The following is a 15,028-nucleotide window of genomic DNA, read 5'->3' on the forward strand; positions in this document are numbered from 1 at the left end:
CCGCAGCATCCATGTGCCTCCTTCCGGTCGCGATTCGCGCCGCTCGGCGCCACTCCGGTCGCAATGGATGCCGCCCGGACGCCCGATGAGCGGCATCCATCGCGACCGGAAAGACGGTCGGCGTCCGTAGGCTGAGGGGATGGAAGCACTCGTCCGCACCGAACGGCTGCAGATCCGCGCGATGACAGAATCCGACATCGACGCGATGTGGGAATGGCGACGCCTCCCCGAGGTGAACCGCTGGCTGGGCCTCGCACCCGACACCCTCGAGGCGTTCCGGGAACGGTACCGCGCTCCGGAGCGGTTGGCGGCGATGCATCTGGTCGAGCTGCTGCCGGAAGGCGGCGAGGGAGACCTCGTGCCCATCGGCGACATCATGATCAAGATCGGCGACGGGTGGGCGCAGCTCGAGGTCGCCGATCAGGCGAAGGACGTCGAGGCCGAACTCGGCTGGGTTCTCGATCCCGCCTACACCGGCAAGGGCTACGCGACCGAGGCGATCCGGGCCGTGATCGACGTCTGCTTCGGCGCGCTCGGGCTGCGTCGCGTGCACGCCGGATGCTTCGCCGACAACGAGCCGTCGTGGCGACTGATGGAGCGCCTCGGGATGCGGCGCGAGGAGTTCAGCCGGAAGACCGCGCTGCATCGCTCCGGTGAATGGCTCGACGGCATGAACTACGGCATCCTCGCCGAGGAATGGGCGGAGCGCTCCGCACCATCCCTAGGCTGAGGCGATGAACTCACGCAGAGCCCTGATCGTGCGCGGCGGATGGCCCGGCCATCAACCGGTCGAGACGACCGACCTCTTCCTCCCGTTTCTCGAGAGCAACGGATTCGACGTGCGGATCGAGGACTCGAGCGAGATCTACGCGGATGCCGCCGTTCTCGCGGAGACCGACCTGATCGTGCAGGCCGTGTCCATGTCGGAGATCTCCGCCGCCGCCGTGAAGGGCCTGCGCGATGCGGTGCTCGCCGGAACCGGCTTCGCGGGCTGGCACGGCGGCATCGTCGACTCGTATCGCGTCAACTCCGACTATCTGCAGCTCGTCGGCGGGCAGTTCGTCAAGCATCCGGCGAAGGCCCCCGACCAGATCCGCGGCGACGGCGCCGACAGCTTCGTCCCGCACACCATCGCCATCACCGACCTCGGCCGCGAGCACGAGATCACTCGCGGCATCGCGGACTTCGCGCTCACCACCGAGCAGTACTGGGTGCTGCACGACGACCTCGACGACGTGCTCGCGACGACCACGCATCCGGCCCGCTCCGATCAGCCCTGGCACCGGCCCGTCACGTCACCGGCGGTCTGGACCCGGTCGTGGGGTGCCGGCCGCGTCTTCGTCGCCACCCCGGGGCACGACGTCGAGGTGCTGCGCGACTCGAACGTGCGCACGATCGTCGAACGCGGGCTGCTGTGGGCGAGCCGCGGCGAGCCGGCCTAGAGCGGAATCGTGCACGCCTGTCAGAGCGACAGGTGGAGCCGGAGCGCCTCATCGATCGCGCCCATGAGTTCCGCCGGCACCCAGCCGACCGGGCGGACGATGCGCGCTGTGGAGATCGTGCGGACCCGCTCGCCCTGCGCTTTCGAATCCCGGTCGAGACCGGTGGCCGCTGCAGGGAGCAGGACCTGAAAGGGAAGCACGTTCGCGGTGTTCGACGTCATCGGGACCACGGTCACCGTCGCACGCGACCGCCGGACGGCGACCGCGTTCGCGGTGTTGTTGCTCACCACGACGGCCGCACGAGTCTTGCTCGCCTCCGAGCCCGTCGCGGGGTCGAAGGAGGCGAGGATGATCTGCCCCCGACGGAGCAGGGTGATGCTCGGATCGCTCATGCCGACGCGAGTCCGTCGTCGACGGCCGCGTCCCACTCCTCGTCGTATCCGTCTCCGAAGGCCTGCGCATAAGCATCTGCCAGCCGACTCTCCCGCAGCAGTCGTACAGCATCCTGCACAGCGGCGGATCGCGAGGCATAGCGCCCGCTGAGCTGCTCGGTGTCGAGGAAGGCGATGTCGCTCTCACTCAGACTCAGGCTCACCTTCCCGTTGCTCATGGGCATAATGCTACCGGGGTAGCAAGGCTTGTACTACCCCGGCGCAGGTTCGGATGCGAGGGGCGACGCGTCACGTCGTCTCGCCTCGGACCAGCTCCAGCACGCGTTCGAGATCGACCTCGTATCCGCTCGGGTCGGGCGCCGGGCGACGGGACGACAGGGACGCGAGCTCCTGGACGAGCGAGTCCATGAGGAGCGGCTGGTCGACGAACACCGTGGTGAGTCGCGGGCTGATGAGCTGGCCGACAGCCGTCTTGTCGACACCGATGACGGCGACGTCTTCGGGCACGCGCAGGTCGAGCTTCCGACACGCGGCGACAGCGGCGATCGCGACGTCGTCGTTGTAGCAGCAGATGCCGAGAGCGGCGGAACCCGCTTCCGCGACCACGGCGCGCAATGCCGCTGTCGCGCCATCGACGTCGAGGGGGATGCGCGGCGTGAGGGGAGCTTCGAGGCCGCGCTCTCGCGCTTCCCGACGGATGCCGTCGAGGCGCGGCGGTCCGAAGGGATCCAGCCGCTTGTCGTCGAGGGCGGCGTAGACCAGACGGCGCGGACCACCCCTCAGCAGTTCGCGGACCTGGATCCGCCCGATGTGGATGTCGATCGGATCGGGGTCCGCACCCTCGGCGACCGGAGCTCGCCGCGGCACGACACGCGTCCCCGATGCCTCGATCCGCTCGCGCTGACTCGGGTTGAAGACGCCGAAGTCGACGACGGCTGCCGGCCGCAGATCGAGCACGGAGGTGAGCGTGGATTCGTCCTGAATGCTCGCGAACCGGACGACGACGCTGACCCCTGCGGTGGCCGTGGCACCCGTGATCCGGTCGACCGAGTCCTGCAGATGCGGCCCGAACGTCGCGTTGGGGACGACGACGACCACGATGTCGCTCAGCCCGGTGACCAGGGCCCGCCCTGCCCGCGACGGCCGGTAGCGCAGAGCCTCGGCGGCCGCGACGACGCGCGCCCGCGTCTCTTCGGGGAAGCGGTCGTCACCGTTGAGGACCTGGCTCACGGTCGATCGCGAGACGCCGGCTCTCGCGGCCACGTCCTTGCTCGTGGCTCGTCGTTCGGGCTGCACTTCGAGCGTCATCGCTCCAGTCTGTCATATCGCTGTTGACACGTGACACTACCGCGCCTTACGGTGGTGTCGCGTGTCACTGACACGTGACACCACCGGTCCTAACCGGTCCCATTCGTGACGAAGGAGTCAGCCATGGCGAAGGATTCAACCCGGACTTCGGCAGAACAGCAACGAGCAGCCGTCGCCCTGAGCGCCGAGGAGTCGGTGACGGCGAACCTCGCGGCCGTCACCGTCGGCGAGACGGTCGGCGACGCCAGCGGCGAGAAGCTGAAGATCCGCGAACGCCTCGCTTACGGCGTCGGCGACATCGGGGGCAACCTGATCTTCGCGCCCATCTCGGCGTTCCTGCTGTTCTACTTCACCGACACGGTCGGTATCGGCGCGGCCATCGCCGGAACCCTGTTGCTCTTCGGTCGCGTTCTCGACGGCACGATGGACCTGATCCTCGGCACGTTCATCGACCGCACCTCCACCCGCTGGGGGAAGGCGCGTCCCTGGATCCTGTTCGCGACCCCGGTCGTGGTGCTCTCGTTCATCCTGCTCTTCAACGTGCCCGCCGGGCTCGGAGCCGGCGCCAAGGAGATCTACGCGTTCGTCATGTACTTCCTCTGCCTCGGCGTCGGCTTCGTCGGGTCGAACCTGGCGTATCACACCCTGCTCTCGGTGATCACGAGCAACTCGAAGATGCGCGTCTCGCTCACGGTCATCCGCACGTTCTTCGCCCTGGTCACCACCCTGGTCGTGAACTTCGTCACCATCCCCGTGGTCACCGCGAACGGCGGCGGTCAGGCGGGTTGGACCATGATCTCCGTCGTCTACGGCGTGATCGCCGCCGTGACGTTCCTCATCGTTTTCTTCGGCACGAAGGAGCGGGTGAAGGCGACCATCAAGCAGGACGACGGGAACAAACTCCCGCTCAAGAAGTCTCTCGGCATCCTCTTCCGCAACCCGTACTTCTTCCTCGCGTTCGGCTTCTTCCTGCTCAACTACATGCTGACCGGCACGGCCGGCGTCGGCGTCTTCTACGCCAAGGACGTCCTCGGCGACCCGAACATCTACAGCTTCCTCGGTCTCGTCCAGCTGCTCCCGCTCATCATCGGCCTCTGGTTCATGCCCGCGCTCATCGCCCGCTTCGGCAAGCGCAAGCTCATCCTGGTCGGCGTGATCGTCACGGTCATCGGCGTGCTCGTCTCCCTCGTGGACCCGACGAACCTGACGCTCCTGATCACGGGCGGCCTCATCCGCTCCATCGGCGGCATCCCCGCCGCAGCCGGACTCTTCGCCCTGGTCGCCGACGTCGTCGACTACGGCGAATGGAAGAGCGGCTACCGACTCGACGGCATGACCTACGCGGCGGCCACCGCAGGGCAGAACTTCGGTGCCGGACTCGGCGTCGCCCTCGTCGGCTGGCTCCTGGCCGCGGGCGGCTATGACGGGCAGGCCGTCGAACAGCCGGCATCCGCGGTCGGCATGGAGATCTTCCTGTACCTGTGGCTCCCGCTGATCGTCGCCGTGCTCATGGGCGTCATCATCTGGTTCCTCAACATCGACAAGAACCTCTCGCAGATGCAGCGCGAACTCGCCGCCCGACGTGTCGCCGCCGAAGCGGCAACGCACGCCTGAGCATGGCCGTGACGATGCGTCGTGCGGAGGTGAACTGGGCGGTCGTCGGCACCGGCCTCCTCTCCCAGTCCATCTCCGACGATCTCGGGCTCACCCCGGGAGCACGCCGCCACGCGGTGGGCTCCCGGGACCGGGAGCGCGGCCGGGCGTTCGCGGCAGCCAACGGCTTCGCCGTCGCCTACGAGGCGATGCCCGAGCTCCTCGCCGATCCGAGCATCGACGCGGTGTACATCGCGACTCCTCATGCCACCCACGCCTCGATCGCGGTCGCGGCTCTGGAATCCGGCAAGCACGTGCTCATCGAGAAGCCGTTGGCGGTGAGCGCCGACGAGGGCCGGCGGATCGCGGAGGCCTCGGCAGCCAGCGGGCGGTTCGCGATGGAAGCCCTGTGGATGCGCTTCAACCCCGCATACCGTGACCTGATCTCGACCGCGCGAGCGGGGACCATCGGCACGATCCGCAGCGTGCGCGCGTCGTTCGGGCTCCCCTTCGGAGCTCCCGGATCCGCCCGCTGGAGCGCGGCGCGCGCCAGCAGCACTCTCCTCGACCAGGGCATCTACCCGGTCACACTCGCCCTCGACGTGCTCGGACGACCGTCGCGGATCCACGCGACGGGTCTCCTCCGGGAGGACGGCGTCGACCTCACCGACCACATCACCTTCGAGTACGACGACGGGCGGTTCGCGCAGCTGAGCGCGTCGATGGTCGAGTACATCGAGCCGACGGCATCCGTCAGCGGCACCGACGGGTGGATGACGGTCCCCGCGCCGTTCTGGGCGGCGAACGAGTTCACGACGCGCGCCGGCCCGATTCCCCAGGCGTTGAGCGAACCGCATCGCACGACGTACGAACGTCGCGGTAACGGGTACGTCCCGATGCTCGACGCGGCCACCCTCGCGATCGCCGAGGGTCTGACCGAACACCCCCTCCACCCTCTCGCCGACAGCGTCGCCACCCTCGAGGTGCTCGACGTCATCCGCGACGCCATGAGCAGTCCCACCGCACGACCGAAGGAGATCCGATGAAGCGCTCGACGTTCAACGAAGGCTGGCAGTTCCGCAGCAAGGTCAACCCGTTCGCCGAGCTCGGCGGTGTCAGCGCACCCTACGCCGACGTCGTCCTCCCCCACGACGCGTTGATCCACGAGCAGCGCGACCCCGACGGCGAGGGTGCCGTCGCGTTCTTCCCGGCGGGCGCGTTCCAGTACCGGAAGTCCTTCGTCGCCCCCGCCGACCTCGAGGGCAAAAGGGTCGCGCTCGAGTTCGAGGGCGTCTACCGCGACGCGACGGTCCACATCAACGGCGCCTTCGCCGGTCAGCGTCCGTACGGGTACTCCGGATTCGTCATCGACGCCGACAGGTTCCTGCGCCCTGGAGAGGAGAACCTCATCGAGGTCGAGTCCCGGCACGGCGGCGATTCCCGGTGGTACACGGGCGCGGGCATCTACCGGGACGTGTGGCTCCACGTGGGTCCGTCCGTCCACATCCCCGTCGACGGCGTCAGGATCGTCGCGGAGGACATCGAGGCGGACGGCGCCATCGTGGAAGTGGATGTGACGGTCGCGAGCACGAGCATCCGTCGCGAGACGGTCGACGTCGCCGTCACTCTCCTCGATGACGAAGGCACCTCCGTCGCCCGCGGTTCCGTCCCGGTGACCGTCGAGCCGAACGGACGGTCCCGCAGCCGACAGCGGCTCTACGTCAGCGCCCCTCGGCTGTGGAGCGCGGAGAGCCCGACCCTCTACACCGCGGCCGTAGAGCTCATCGCCGACGACACCGCCATCGACGCGTCGTCGTCGGCCTTCGGCATCCGCCGGCTCCAGGTCGATCCCGTGCACGGCCTCCGCGTGAACGGAGAGGTGGTGAAGCTCCGCGGCGCCTGCGTGCACCACGACAACGGGATCCTCGGAGCGGCGACCTTCGCGGACGCCGAAGAACGACGGGTGCGACTCCTCAAGGAGGCGGGATTCAATGCGATCCGCTCGTCGCACAATCCGATGAGCGTCGCCATGCTCGACGCGTGCGATCGCCTGGGCGTCTACGTCATGGATGAGACCTTCGACATGTGGACCTCGAACAAGATGCCCCACGACTATTCGCTCCACTTCGCCGAATGGTGGGAGCGGGACGTCGAGGCGATGGTGGCGAAGGACGTCAACCATCCGTCGGTGATCATCTACTCCATCGGCAACGAGATCCCGGAGACCGGCTCCCCTGCGGGCGGCCTCACGGGTCGTGCCCTCGCCGAGAAGGTGCGCGAACTCGACCCGACCAGGTATGTCACGAACGCGGTGAACGGCATGCTCGCCGTCATGGACGACATCAAGAAGCTCGCCGCGCAGCACGGTGAGGGGGGCGACGGAGACGGGGCCGGCATCAACACCCTCATGGCCGGGCCCGCGGAGTTCATGAACCAGATCGGCGCATCCGAACTCGTCACCGAGGCGACCGCGGAATCCTTCGGCCTGCTCGACATCGCCGGCATGAACTACCTCGATGCCCGATACGTGATGGACAAGGACCTGTTCCCCAACCGCGTGATCGTCGGCACCGAGACGTTCCCGACCCGCATCGACCACAACTGGGCTCTCGTCACCGAGCACGCGCACGTCATCGGCGACTTCACCTGGACGGGCTTCGACTACCTCGGCGAGGTCGGCATCGGCCGTGCCCATCACCTCGCGGAGGGGGAGGCTCCGAGCCTGAGCGGCCCGTACCCCTGGATCGCCGCCTGGTGCGGCGACCTCGATCTCATCGGCGGACGCCGCCCGGCCTCGTTCTACCGGGAGATCGTGTTCGGGCTCCGGAAGGATCCCTACATCGCAGTGTCGCGGCCGGGGAACGAGGACAAGAGCTTCTACGCCGGCCCGTGGACGTGGAGCGACAGCATCGGCAGCTGGACCTGGACCGGACACGAGGGCGCCGTCCTCGCGGTGGAGGTCTACAGCGACGCCGACGAGGTCGAACTCGCCCTCGACGGGAACGTCATCGGCACGGCGCGCGCGGGCGCGGCGAACCGCTACAGGGCAGAGTTCGCCGTCGTCTACCGCCCCGGTGAGCTGACGGCCACGGCGATCCGCGGCGGCGTGCGGGCGGAGACCTTCGCCCTGTCCAGCGCCGGAGAAGCCGACCGCCTCGTCACCAGGGTGGAGAACGGAGGCCGTGGCGAGCTGGTCTTCGTGGAGGTCGCCGTGGCCGACGCGGAAGGCCGCACCAGCACGAGCGCCGACCGGACCATCCGCGTCCACGTCGAGGGAGACGGTGAGCTGGCGGCCCTGGGCAGCGGCAACCCGGCTCCTGCGGACGCCTACGACGGTCCGGATCACACGACGTTCGACGGGTGCGCCCTGATCGTCGTCCGCCGCACGGGTACGGGGCCGGTGAGCGTCTCGATCTCCACGGATGACGCGGTCTCCGACACGACCGTCGCGCTGGAGCCGCACGACGCCGTCGCGGTGCTCTCCTCGTAGGGCGGGCTCAGCCCGCGACGAGCGCGAGCACCAGCGCGGCGACCGCGACCGTCGGGACGGCCACGATCACTCCCCAGAGCATGAAGCGGGGCCAGCTGATCGTGACGCCGAGCGCGACGATGCGGTGGTGCCACAGCAACGTCGCGAGCGAGGCCCACGGCGTGATGAGCGGGCCCAGGTTCACGCCGATCAGGAGGGCCATCAGGGCGACGGGGTCGCCCGCCGCGGGCTCGAGGATCAGATAGGCCGGGAGGTTGTTCACGCCGTTCGCGGTGAGCGCGCCCATCGCGGCGAGCTGGAGGAGCGCCCCTGCGTCGTGGCCGCTCGGCGCGACGGAGGTCAGGAAGTCCAGGATGCCGTTGGCCTGCGCGGTCTCGACCAGCACGAACAGCGCGGCGGCGAGCCCGAGCGCCTGCCAGGGCACCAGTGACAGGCGGAGCACGTGCCGGCGGCGCACCGCGAAGAGCACCAGCATGAGCAGGGCCGCGACGGTGGCGGGGATCCACACGTCATGCGTGAGCGTGAGCAGCGGCAGGAGCACCACGAGCACGCCGGCCGAACCCCAGAACAGCACACGGTCGGACGGCGTGCCCGGCTGCGGCACCCGGTAGGCGCCGAAGAGGGTGCGGCGATGCACGACGGTCAGGAGCGCGACGGGGATGAGCACGCCGACGAGCGTCGGCGCCCAGCTCAGCGCGAGGAACGCGGCAGGATCGGCGCCGATCGCGGGGGCGGCGAGCAGGTTGGTGAGGTTCGAGACGGGAAGAGCGAGGGATGCCGTGTTCGCCAGCCACACCGTGGCGAGCGCGAACGGCAGCGGAGAGACGCCAATGCTCTGCGCGAGCACGACGACCACCGGCGTCACGATCACCGCCGTCGTGTCGAGTGAGAGGAACACGGTGCTGACCACGGCGAGCGCGACGACCGAGGCCCACAGCGCGATGACCCGACCGCGCCCCGCGCGGGCGAGCCGCTGCGCGAGCACGTCGAAGACACCGGCATCACGGGCGAGCTCGGCGACGATCGTGATCGCGACCACGAACCCCAGGACCGGTGCGACGCGCAGGCCGAGGGCGCCGGCATCCGCACTCGGCAGAATGCCGCTGATGACGCACACCGCGGCGACGGCGATGAGCGCCAGGACGATCACCGTCCCCGCCCCGATCCGTCGCCTGGTCGCACCCACTCCGTGAGCATAGGGCCAGCGCCTTCGAATCGCGCAAATGGTCGCGCTCTGCCCGGTTTCCCGACCAGTCGCGCAATTCGAAGGCGGAGGAGACCCCGGGTCGTGAGGGCGGCGCATGGGTCGGGCGGGAACCCGTAGGGGAACCGTGAGGATCGACGGATGCCGCCGCGCACGGGAGTTGTATCGACTCGTGCTCGACATCATCTACATCGCGCTGACTCTCGCGCTGTTCGCCCTCGTGTCCCTGGTCGCGAAGGGGGTGGAACGACTGTGATCGTCTTCGAGATCATCGCCGCCGCCCTCGCCGTCGCCGCCGTCGTCTACCTCGTGGTGGCGCTCGTCGCTCCGGAGAGGTTCTGATGGATACCGAGATCCTGTTCGGCGTCCTGCAGCTCGTGGCCGTCGTCGTCGTGCTCGTGCTGCTCTACCGCCCCTTCGGCGACTACATCGCCCATGTCTTCACGACTCCGCGCGACCTCCGGGTCGAGCGCGGCCTCTACCGCCTCATCGGCGTCGACTCCCGCTCCGAGCAGACCTGGCGCGCCTACGCCCGCAGCGTGCTCGCCTTCTCGGTCGTCGGCGTCGTGCTCGTCTACGCGCTGCAGCGCCTTCAGGCCTTCCTGCCGCAGTCGCTCGGACTTCCCGCGGTGCCGGAGGGACTCGCCTTCAACACCGCCGCCTCGTTCGTCGCCAACACGAACTGGCAGTCGTACTCTCCTGAGCAGACGATGGGCTATGTCGTGCAGCTCGCCGGGCTCACGGTGCAGAACTTCGTCTCGGCGGCCGTCGGTCTCGCGATCGCGATCGCGCTCATCCGCGGTCTCGCCCGCCGCGGCTCGAGCACGATCGGCAACTTCTGGGTCGACCTGATGCGCGGCCTGGGCAGGATCCTGCTGCCGATCGCCCTCATCGGGGCGGTGGCGCTACTCGCCGGCGGCGTCATCCAGAACTTCGCCGGATTCACCGACGTCACCACGGTGTCGGGCGGCACGCAGACCATCCCGGGCGGACCGGTCGCCTCCCAGGAGGCGATCAAGCTCCTCGGCACGAACGGCGGCGGATTCTTCAACGCCAACTCGGCGCATCCGTTCGAGAACCCCACCGGCTTCACCAACCTGCTGCAGATCCTGCTCATCCTCGTGATCCCGTTCGCCCTTCCGCGCACGTTCGGCCGCATGGTCGGCGACCACCGCCAGGGCTATGCGATCGCGGCCGTCATGGGCACGATCTTCCTCGTCTCGACCTTCGCCCTCTCCGCGTTCGAGCTCGCCGGCCGCGGCAGCGCTCCGGAGCTCGCCGGCGGCGCGATGGAGGGCAAGGAGCAGCGCTTCGGCATCCTGAGCTCCACGCTCTTCGGGACCGCGAGCACGCTCACCTCCACCGGTGCGGTCAACTCGATGCACGACTCGTACACGGCGCTCGGCGGCATGATGCCGATGCTCAACATGATGCTCGGCGAGGTCGCCCCCGGCGGCGTCGGCTCGGGCCTCTACGGGATGCTCGTGCTCGCGATCATCGCGGTGTTCGTCGGCGGACTGCTCGTCGGCCGCACGCCCGAGTACCTCGGCAAGCGGATCGGACCGCGGGAGATCAAGCTCGCGAGCCTCTACATCCTCGTGACGCCGACCCTCGTGCTGGTCGGCACCGCCCTAAGCTTCGCGATCCCCGGCATCCGCGAGGACGTCGAGTCGACCAGCATCCTGAACCCGGGCGTGCACGGCATGAGCGAGGTGCTCTACGCGTTCACCTCGGCCGCGAACAACAACGGCTCCGCATTCGCCGGACTCACCGCCAACACCCCGTGGTTCAACACGGCGCTCGGTGTGGCGATGCTGCTCGGCCGGTTCCTGCCGATCGTGCTCGTGCTCGCGCTGGCCGGCTCGTTCGCCGTACAGGAGCGCATCCCCGCCACCTCGGGCACGCTCCCCACCCACCGGCCGCAGTTCGTCGGCCTGCTCCTGGCCGTGACGGTCATCGTCACCGCACTCACCTACTTCCCCGTGCTCGCACTGGGACCCCTCGCTGAAGGACTCGTCTGACATGACACTCACCGCCACTGATCCCGAACGGCAGGATGCTGCGGCATCCGCCTCCGCGCCCGTCGCACCCGCCCGCGCGTTCGGCTGGTCGCAGCTCGTCCAGGCGCTCCCCGGAGCCCTGCGCAAGCTCAACCCGACTTCGCTCGTGCGCAACCCCGTCATGCTGCTGGTCTGGGTCGGCGCGGCCTTCACCACGGTGCTGGCCGTCGCCGAGCCGTTCCTGGGCGGTCCCGCCGACTCCGGCGGGACGCCCGTTCCCGCACCCTTCACCTGGGGCATCGCCGTGTGGCTGTGGCTCACCGTCCTGTTCGCGAACGTCGCCGAGTCGGTCGCCGAAGGCCGCGGCAAGGCGCAGGCCGCGACGCTGCGGAAGACCCGGACCAGCACCATGGCGCGGCGGGTCGTCGCTCACGACCTGCAGACGGATGCCGCTGCCGAGCACGCCGACACGGTCGAAGTCTCGTCGGCCGACCTCCAGCGGGATGACGTCGTGATCGTCGAGGCGGGCGAGCTCATCCCCGGCGACGGCGACATCATCGCGGGCATCGCGACCGTCGACGAGTCGGCGATCACCGGCGAGAGCGCCCCGGTCATCCGCGAGTCCGGCGGCGACCGCAGCGCCGTCACCGGTGGCACCCGCGTGCTCTCGGACCGCATCGTGGTGCGCATCACCTCGAAGCCGGGCGAGACCTTCGTCGACCGGATGATCGCTCTCGTCGAGGGCGCGAGCCGCCAGCGCACGCCGAATGAGATCGCCCTGAACATCCTGCTCGCCAGCCTCTCGATCGTGTTCGTCGTGGTCGTGCTGGCCCTCAATCCGATCGCGTCGTACGCCGCGTCGCCGGTCAGCATCCCGGTGCTGATCGCGCTGCTCGTCTGTCTCATCCCCACGACCATCGGCGCGCTGCTCTCGGCCATCGGCATCGCGGGCATGGACCGTCTCGTGCAGCGCAACGTGCTGGCGATGTCGGGACGAGCGGTCGAGGCCGCCGGGGACGTCACGACACTGCTGCTCGACAAGACCGGCACCATCACCTACGGCAACCGCCGTGCCCACGAGGTGCTGCCGCTGCAGGGCGTGGGCGAGGCCGAGCTGCTGCGCATCGCCGCCCTCTCGTCGCTCGCCGATCCGACGCCCGAAGGAGCCTCGATCGTCGAGTTGGCCGCGAGCCGCGGCATCCGGGTGGAGCAGCCGACGGATGCCGTCATCGTGCCTTTCACCGCGCAGACGCGCATGAGCGGCCTCGACCTGGCCGACGGCACCCAGATCCGCAAGGGCGCCGGCTCCGCCGTGCGGGCGTGGCTGGGCCTCGACGGCGACGACACGGAGCTCACGTCTCTCACGGATGCCGTCGCCTCCAGCGGCGGCACCCCGCTCGTCGTCGCGGTGAAGCGTGCCCCGGCTGCGGGACAGGTGTCGGGAGAAGGGACGGATGCCGGGACGGATTCGGCCATTTCGCCCGACATCCGGGAAAACTCCCGACAGGTGTCCCCCGTGGCTTCGTCCGGCGAACGCATCCTCGGCGTCGTGCACCTCAAGGACATCGTCAAGGACGGCCTCCGCGAACGGTTCGACGAGCTGCGCAGCATGGGCATCCGCACCGTCATGATCACGGGCGATAACCCGCTCACCGCGAAGGCCATCGCCGCCGAGGCCGGCGTCGACGACTTCCTCGCCGAGGCGACGCCCGAGCAGAAGCTCGAGCTGATCCGCCGCGAGCAGGAGGGCGGCCGCCTCGTCGCCATGACGGGCGACGGCACGAACGATGCCCCCGCCCTCGCGCAGGCCGACGTTGGCGTCGCGATGAACACCGGCACCTCGGCCGCGAAGGAGGCCGGCAACATGGTCGACCTCGACTCGGATCCGACCAAGCTGATCGACATCGTGCGCATCGGCAAGCAGCTGCTGATCACCCGCGGAGCCCTCACGACGTTCTCGCTCGCGAACGACGTCGCGAAGTACTTCGCCATCATCCCGGCCATGTTCATGGGGGTCTTCCCCGGCCTCGCGGTGCTGAACGTGATGCAGCTGCACTCCCCGGCATCCGCCGTCACCAGCGCGATCATCTTCAACGCGATCGTGATCGTCTTCCTGATCCCGCTCGCCCTCCGCGGAGTGACGTACCGCCCGGCGAGCGCCTCGCAGATCCTGCAGCGCAACCTGCTGATCTACGGCCTCGGCGGCGTGATCGCCCCGTTCATCGGCATCAAGCTCATCGACCTCGTCGTGAGCCTCATCCCCGGATTCTGACAGTTTCGAAAGGCCTCCCATGTCCTCCACCCGCACCGCCATCCGCACGACGGGCGTCGCCGTCCGCGCGATGCTCGTCCTCACCCTCGTGCTGGGTGTCGCCTACACCCTGCTCGTCACCGGCATCGGGCAGCTGCTGCTTCCGGCGCAGGCCAACGGCTCCCTGCTTCCCGACGACAAGGGCAGCGCGCTGATCGGCCAGTCCTTCACGGATGCCGACGGCGAGGCTCTCCCCGAGTACTTCCAGTCCCGCCCCTCGGCAGCCGGCGACGGCTACGACGGCACCGCGTCGAGCGGCAGCAACCTCGGACCGGAGAACGCCGACCTCGTCGCGGCGATCGAGGAGCGGAAGACCGCGATCGCCGAGCGCGAGGGCGTCGCGCCCGCCGATGTCCCGGCCGACGCGGTCACGGCATCCGGTTCGGGTCTCGACCCCCACATCAGCGTCGCGTACGCCCTGCTGCAGGTGCCCCGCGTGGCCGAGGCCCGCGGCATGAGCGAGCAGGACCTGCGCGCGATCGTGGAGTCTAGGATTCAAGGGCGGGATCTGGGATTCCTCGGCGAGGAGCGCATCAACGTCGCCGAACTCAATCTCGCGCTCGACGACGGGGAGGGTGCATGAGCGGAGCGCACGCGCGACGCGGGCGTCTCCGCGTCCTCCTGGGCGCCGCACCCGGCGTCGGGAAGACGTTCGAGATGCTGGCCGAGGGCCGGCGCCTGCAGGAGGAGGGGCACGACGTCGTCATCGCGATCGTCGAGACCCACGACCGGGCCGCGACGCTTGCCCAGACGGTCGGCCTCGAAGAGATCCCGCGCCGGATCGACCAGCACCGGGGCGTCGCGCTGACCGAGCTCGACCTCGACGCGGTGCTCGCCCGCTCGCCCGAGATCGCCCTGGTCGACGAGCTCGCGCACACGAACTCCCCCGGCTCGCAGCATCCGAAGCGCTGGCAGGACGTTGATGAGCTGCTCGCGGCGGGCATCGACGTGATCACGACCGTGAACGTGCAGCACATCGAGTCGCTCAACGCCGTGGTCGAGAAGATCACCGGCGTCGCCCAGCAGGAGACCATCCCGGATGCCGTGGTCCGCGCCGCCGACGAGGTCGAGGTCGTCGACCTCGCCCCGCAGTCGCTGCGGGATCGGCTCTCCGCCGGCCTCGTCTACCCGGCCGAGCGGATCGACGCCGCACTCTCGAACTACTTCCGCCTCGGAAACCTCACCGCCCTCCGCGAGCTCGCGCTCCTCTGGCTCGCCGATGAGGTCGACAGCGCGCTTCGCTCCTACCGCGCCGAGCAGGGCATCGAGGGCACCTGGCAGGCGCGGT

At 69.2% G+C, this 15,028-nt stretch carries 14 protein-coding genes and 1 pseudogene; 11 read left to right on the forward strand and 4 right to left on the reverse strand.

The window, feature by feature from the left end; genetic code table 11:
• Positions 1-139: 139 nt before the first annotated feature.
• Together DW306_RS11600 and DW306_RS11605 are read left to right on the forward strand one after the other, a co-directional pair.
• Positions 140-730 carry a GNAT family protein gene (locus DW306_RS11600; protein WP_136055748.1) on the forward strand — a complete coding sequence of 197 codons (591 nt, stop codon included), beginning with the start codon at positions 140-142 and terminating at the stop codon, positions 728-730.
• A 4-nt stretch (positions 731-734) separates the two neighbouring features.
• Positions 735-1,442 carry a ThuA domain-containing protein gene (locus DW306_RS11605; RefSeq protein WP_136055749.1) on the forward strand — a complete coding sequence of 236 codons (708 nt, stop codon included), beginning with the start codon at positions 735-737 and terminating at the stop codon, positions 1,440-1,442.
• A gap of 20 nt (positions 1,443-1,462) precedes the next feature.
• Here the strand turns inward: DW306_RS11605 and DW306_RS11610 are convergent, their stop codons facing one another.
• The 3 genes from DW306_RS11610 to DW306_RS11620 form a co-directional block, all read right to left on the reverse strand.
• On the reverse strand, positions 1,463-1,834 hold the full coding sequence (locus DW306_RS11610; RefSeq protein ID WP_136055750.1) for a type II toxin-antitoxin system PemK/MazF family toxin: 372 nt from the start codon (positions 1,832-1,834) through the stop codon (positions 1,463-1,465).
• Complete coding sequence (locus tag DW306_RS11615; RefSeq protein ID WP_136055751.1) at positions 1,831-2,052, reverse strand: ribbon-helix-helix domain-containing protein; 222 nt, start codon at positions 2,050-2,052, stop codon at positions 1,831-1,833. The genes DW306_RS11610 and DW306_RS11615 overlap by 4 nt, the downstream gene beginning before the upstream one ends.
• A 70-nt stretch (positions 2,053-2,122) precedes the next feature.
• Positions 2,123-3,142 carry a LacI family DNA-binding transcriptional regulator gene (locus tag DW306_RS11620; protein WP_136055752.1) on the reverse strand — a complete coding sequence of 340 codons (1,020 nt, stop codon included), beginning with the start codon at positions 3,140-3,142 and terminating at the stop codon, positions 2,123-2,125.
• Between the two features lie 123 nt (positions 3,143-3,265).
• Here DW306_RS11620 and DW306_RS11625 point away from each other — a divergent pair, with 123 nt between their 5' ends.
• From DW306_RS11625 to DW306_RS11635, 3 genes are read left to right on the forward strand one after another with little or no spacing between them, the layout of a single operon-like run.
• Positions 3,266-4,756: a glycoside-pentoside-hexuronide (GPH):cation symporter gene (locus DW306_RS11625; RefSeq protein WP_136055753.1), complete on the forward strand. Its 1,491-nt coding sequence runs from the start codon at positions 3,266-3,268 to the stop codon at positions 4,754-4,756.
• 14 nt (positions 4,757-4,770) lie between these two features.
• Positions 4,771-5,781 carry a Gfo/Idh/MocA family oxidoreductase gene (locus tag DW306_RS11630; RefSeq protein WP_240747168.1) on the forward strand — a complete coding sequence of 337 codons (1,011 nt, stop codon included), beginning with the start codon at positions 4,771-4,773 and terminating at the stop codon, positions 5,779-5,781.
• Entirely contained in the window at positions 5,778-8,225 is a 2,448-nt protein-coding gene (locus tag DW306_RS11635; RefSeq protein ID WP_136055755.1) for a glycoside hydrolase family 2 TIM barrel-domain containing protein, read from the forward strand. Before DW306_RS11630 ends, DW306_RS11635 begins: the two co-directional genes overlap by 4 nt.
• A 7-nt stretch (positions 8,226-8,232) precedes the next feature.
• Here DW306_RS11635 and DW306_RS11640 read toward each other — a convergent pair whose 3' ends face one another.
• Complete coding sequence (locus DW306_RS11640; RefSeq protein ID WP_240747167.1) at positions 8,233-9,411, reverse strand: SLC13 family permease; 1,179 nt, start codon at positions 9,409-9,411, stop codon at positions 8,233-8,235.
• 145 nt (positions 9,412-9,556) lie between these two features.
• Here DW306_RS11640 and DW306_RS21715 point away from each other — a divergent pair, with 145 nt between their 5' ends.
• From DW306_RS21715 to DW306_RS11665, 6 genes and pseudogenes are all read left to right on the forward strand, one after another.
• The gene (locus tag DW306_RS21715; protein WP_275092150.1) at positions 9,557-9,685 is read left to right on the forward strand and encodes a hypothetical protein; all 129 of its coding nucleotides are present in this window, start codon (positions 9,557-9,559) and stop codon (positions 9,683-9,685) included.
• Positions 9,682-9,771, forward strand: a complete 90-nt coding sequence (locus DW306_RS11645) for a potassium-transporting ATPase subunit F (protein ID WP_136055757.1) — start codon at positions 9,682-9,684, stop codon at positions 9,769-9,771. The genes DW306_RS21715 and DW306_RS11645 overlap by 4 nt, the downstream gene beginning before the upstream one ends.
• Positions 9,771-11,450, forward strand: a complete 1,680-nt coding sequence (kdpA, locus tag DW306_RS11650) for a potassium-transporting ATPase subunit KdpA (protein ID WP_136055758.1) — start codon at positions 9,771-9,773, stop codon at positions 11,448-11,450. The genes DW306_RS11645 and kdpA overlap by 1 nt, the downstream gene beginning before the upstream one ends.
• Position 11,451: 1 nt before the next feature.
• Complete coding sequence (kdpB, locus tag DW306_RS11655; protein ID WP_136055759.1) at positions 11,452-13,701, forward strand: potassium-transporting ATPase subunit KdpB; 2,250 nt, start codon at positions 11,452-11,454, stop codon at positions 13,699-13,701.
• 19 nt (positions 13,702-13,720) lie between these two features.
• A complete protein-coding gene (kdpC, locus tag DW306_RS11660) occupies positions 13,721-14,323 on the forward strand; it encodes a K(+)-transporting ATPase subunit C (protein WP_136055760.1) in 603 nt (200 codons plus the stop codon).
• Positions 14,320-15,028, forward strand: a pseudogene (locus tag DW306_RS11665) (histidine kinase); the annotation flags it as partial. The gene kdpC and the pseudogene DW306_RS11665, both read left to right, overlap by 4 nt.

Origin of the sequence: Microbacterium sp. K24 (assembly GCF_004794465.1) — a bacterium.
GTDB lineage: Bacteria > Actinomycetota > Actinomycetes > Actinomycetales > Microbacteriaceae > Microbacterium.

Excerpts from the sequence above, each read along its gene's own strand:
- DW306_RS11600 (WP_136055748.1), top strand. The coding sequence starts at position 140 with ATGGAAGCACTCGTCCGCACCGAACGGCTGCAGATCCGCGCGATGACA.
- DW306_RS11625 (WP_136055753.1), top strand. The coding sequence starts at position 3,266 with ATGGCGAAGGATTCAACCCGGACTTCGGCAGAACAGCAACGAGCAGCC.
- DW306_RS11620 (WP_136055752.1), bottom strand. The coding sequence starts at position 3,142 with ATGACGCTCGAAGTGCAGCCCGAACGACGAGCCACGAGCAAGGACGTG.
- DW306_RS11610 (WP_136055750.1), bottom strand. The coding sequence starts at position 1,834 with ATGAGCGATCCGAGCATCACCCTGCTCCGTCGGGGGCAGATCATCCTC.
- DW306_RS11605 (WP_136055749.1), top strand. The coding sequence starts at position 735 with ATGAACTCACGCAGAGCCCTGATCGTGCGCGGCGGATGGCCCGGCCAT.
- DW306_RS11635 (WP_136055755.1), top strand. The coding sequence starts at position 5,778 with ATGAAGCGCTCGACGTTCAACGAAGGCTGGCAGTTCCGCAGCAAGGTC.
- kdpA (WP_136055758.1), top strand. The coding sequence starts at position 9,771 with ATGGATACCGAGATCCTGTTCGGCGTCCTGCAGCTCGTGGCCGTCGTC.
- kdpC (WP_136055760.1), top strand. The coding sequence starts at position 13,721 with ATGTCCTCCACCCGCACCGCCATCCGCACGACGGGCGTCGCCGTCCGC.
- kdpB (WP_136055759.1), top strand. The coding sequence starts at position 11,452 with ATGACACTCACCGCCACTGATCCCGAACGGCAGGATGCTGCGGCATCC.
- DW306_RS11630 (WP_240747168.1), top strand. The coding sequence starts at position 4,771 with ATGCGTCGTGCGGAGGTGAACTGGGCGGTCGTCGGCACCGGCCTCCTC.
- DW306_RS11615 (WP_136055751.1), bottom strand. The coding sequence starts at position 2,052 with ATGAGCAACGGGAAGGTGAGCCTGAGTCTGAGTGAGAGCGACATCGCC.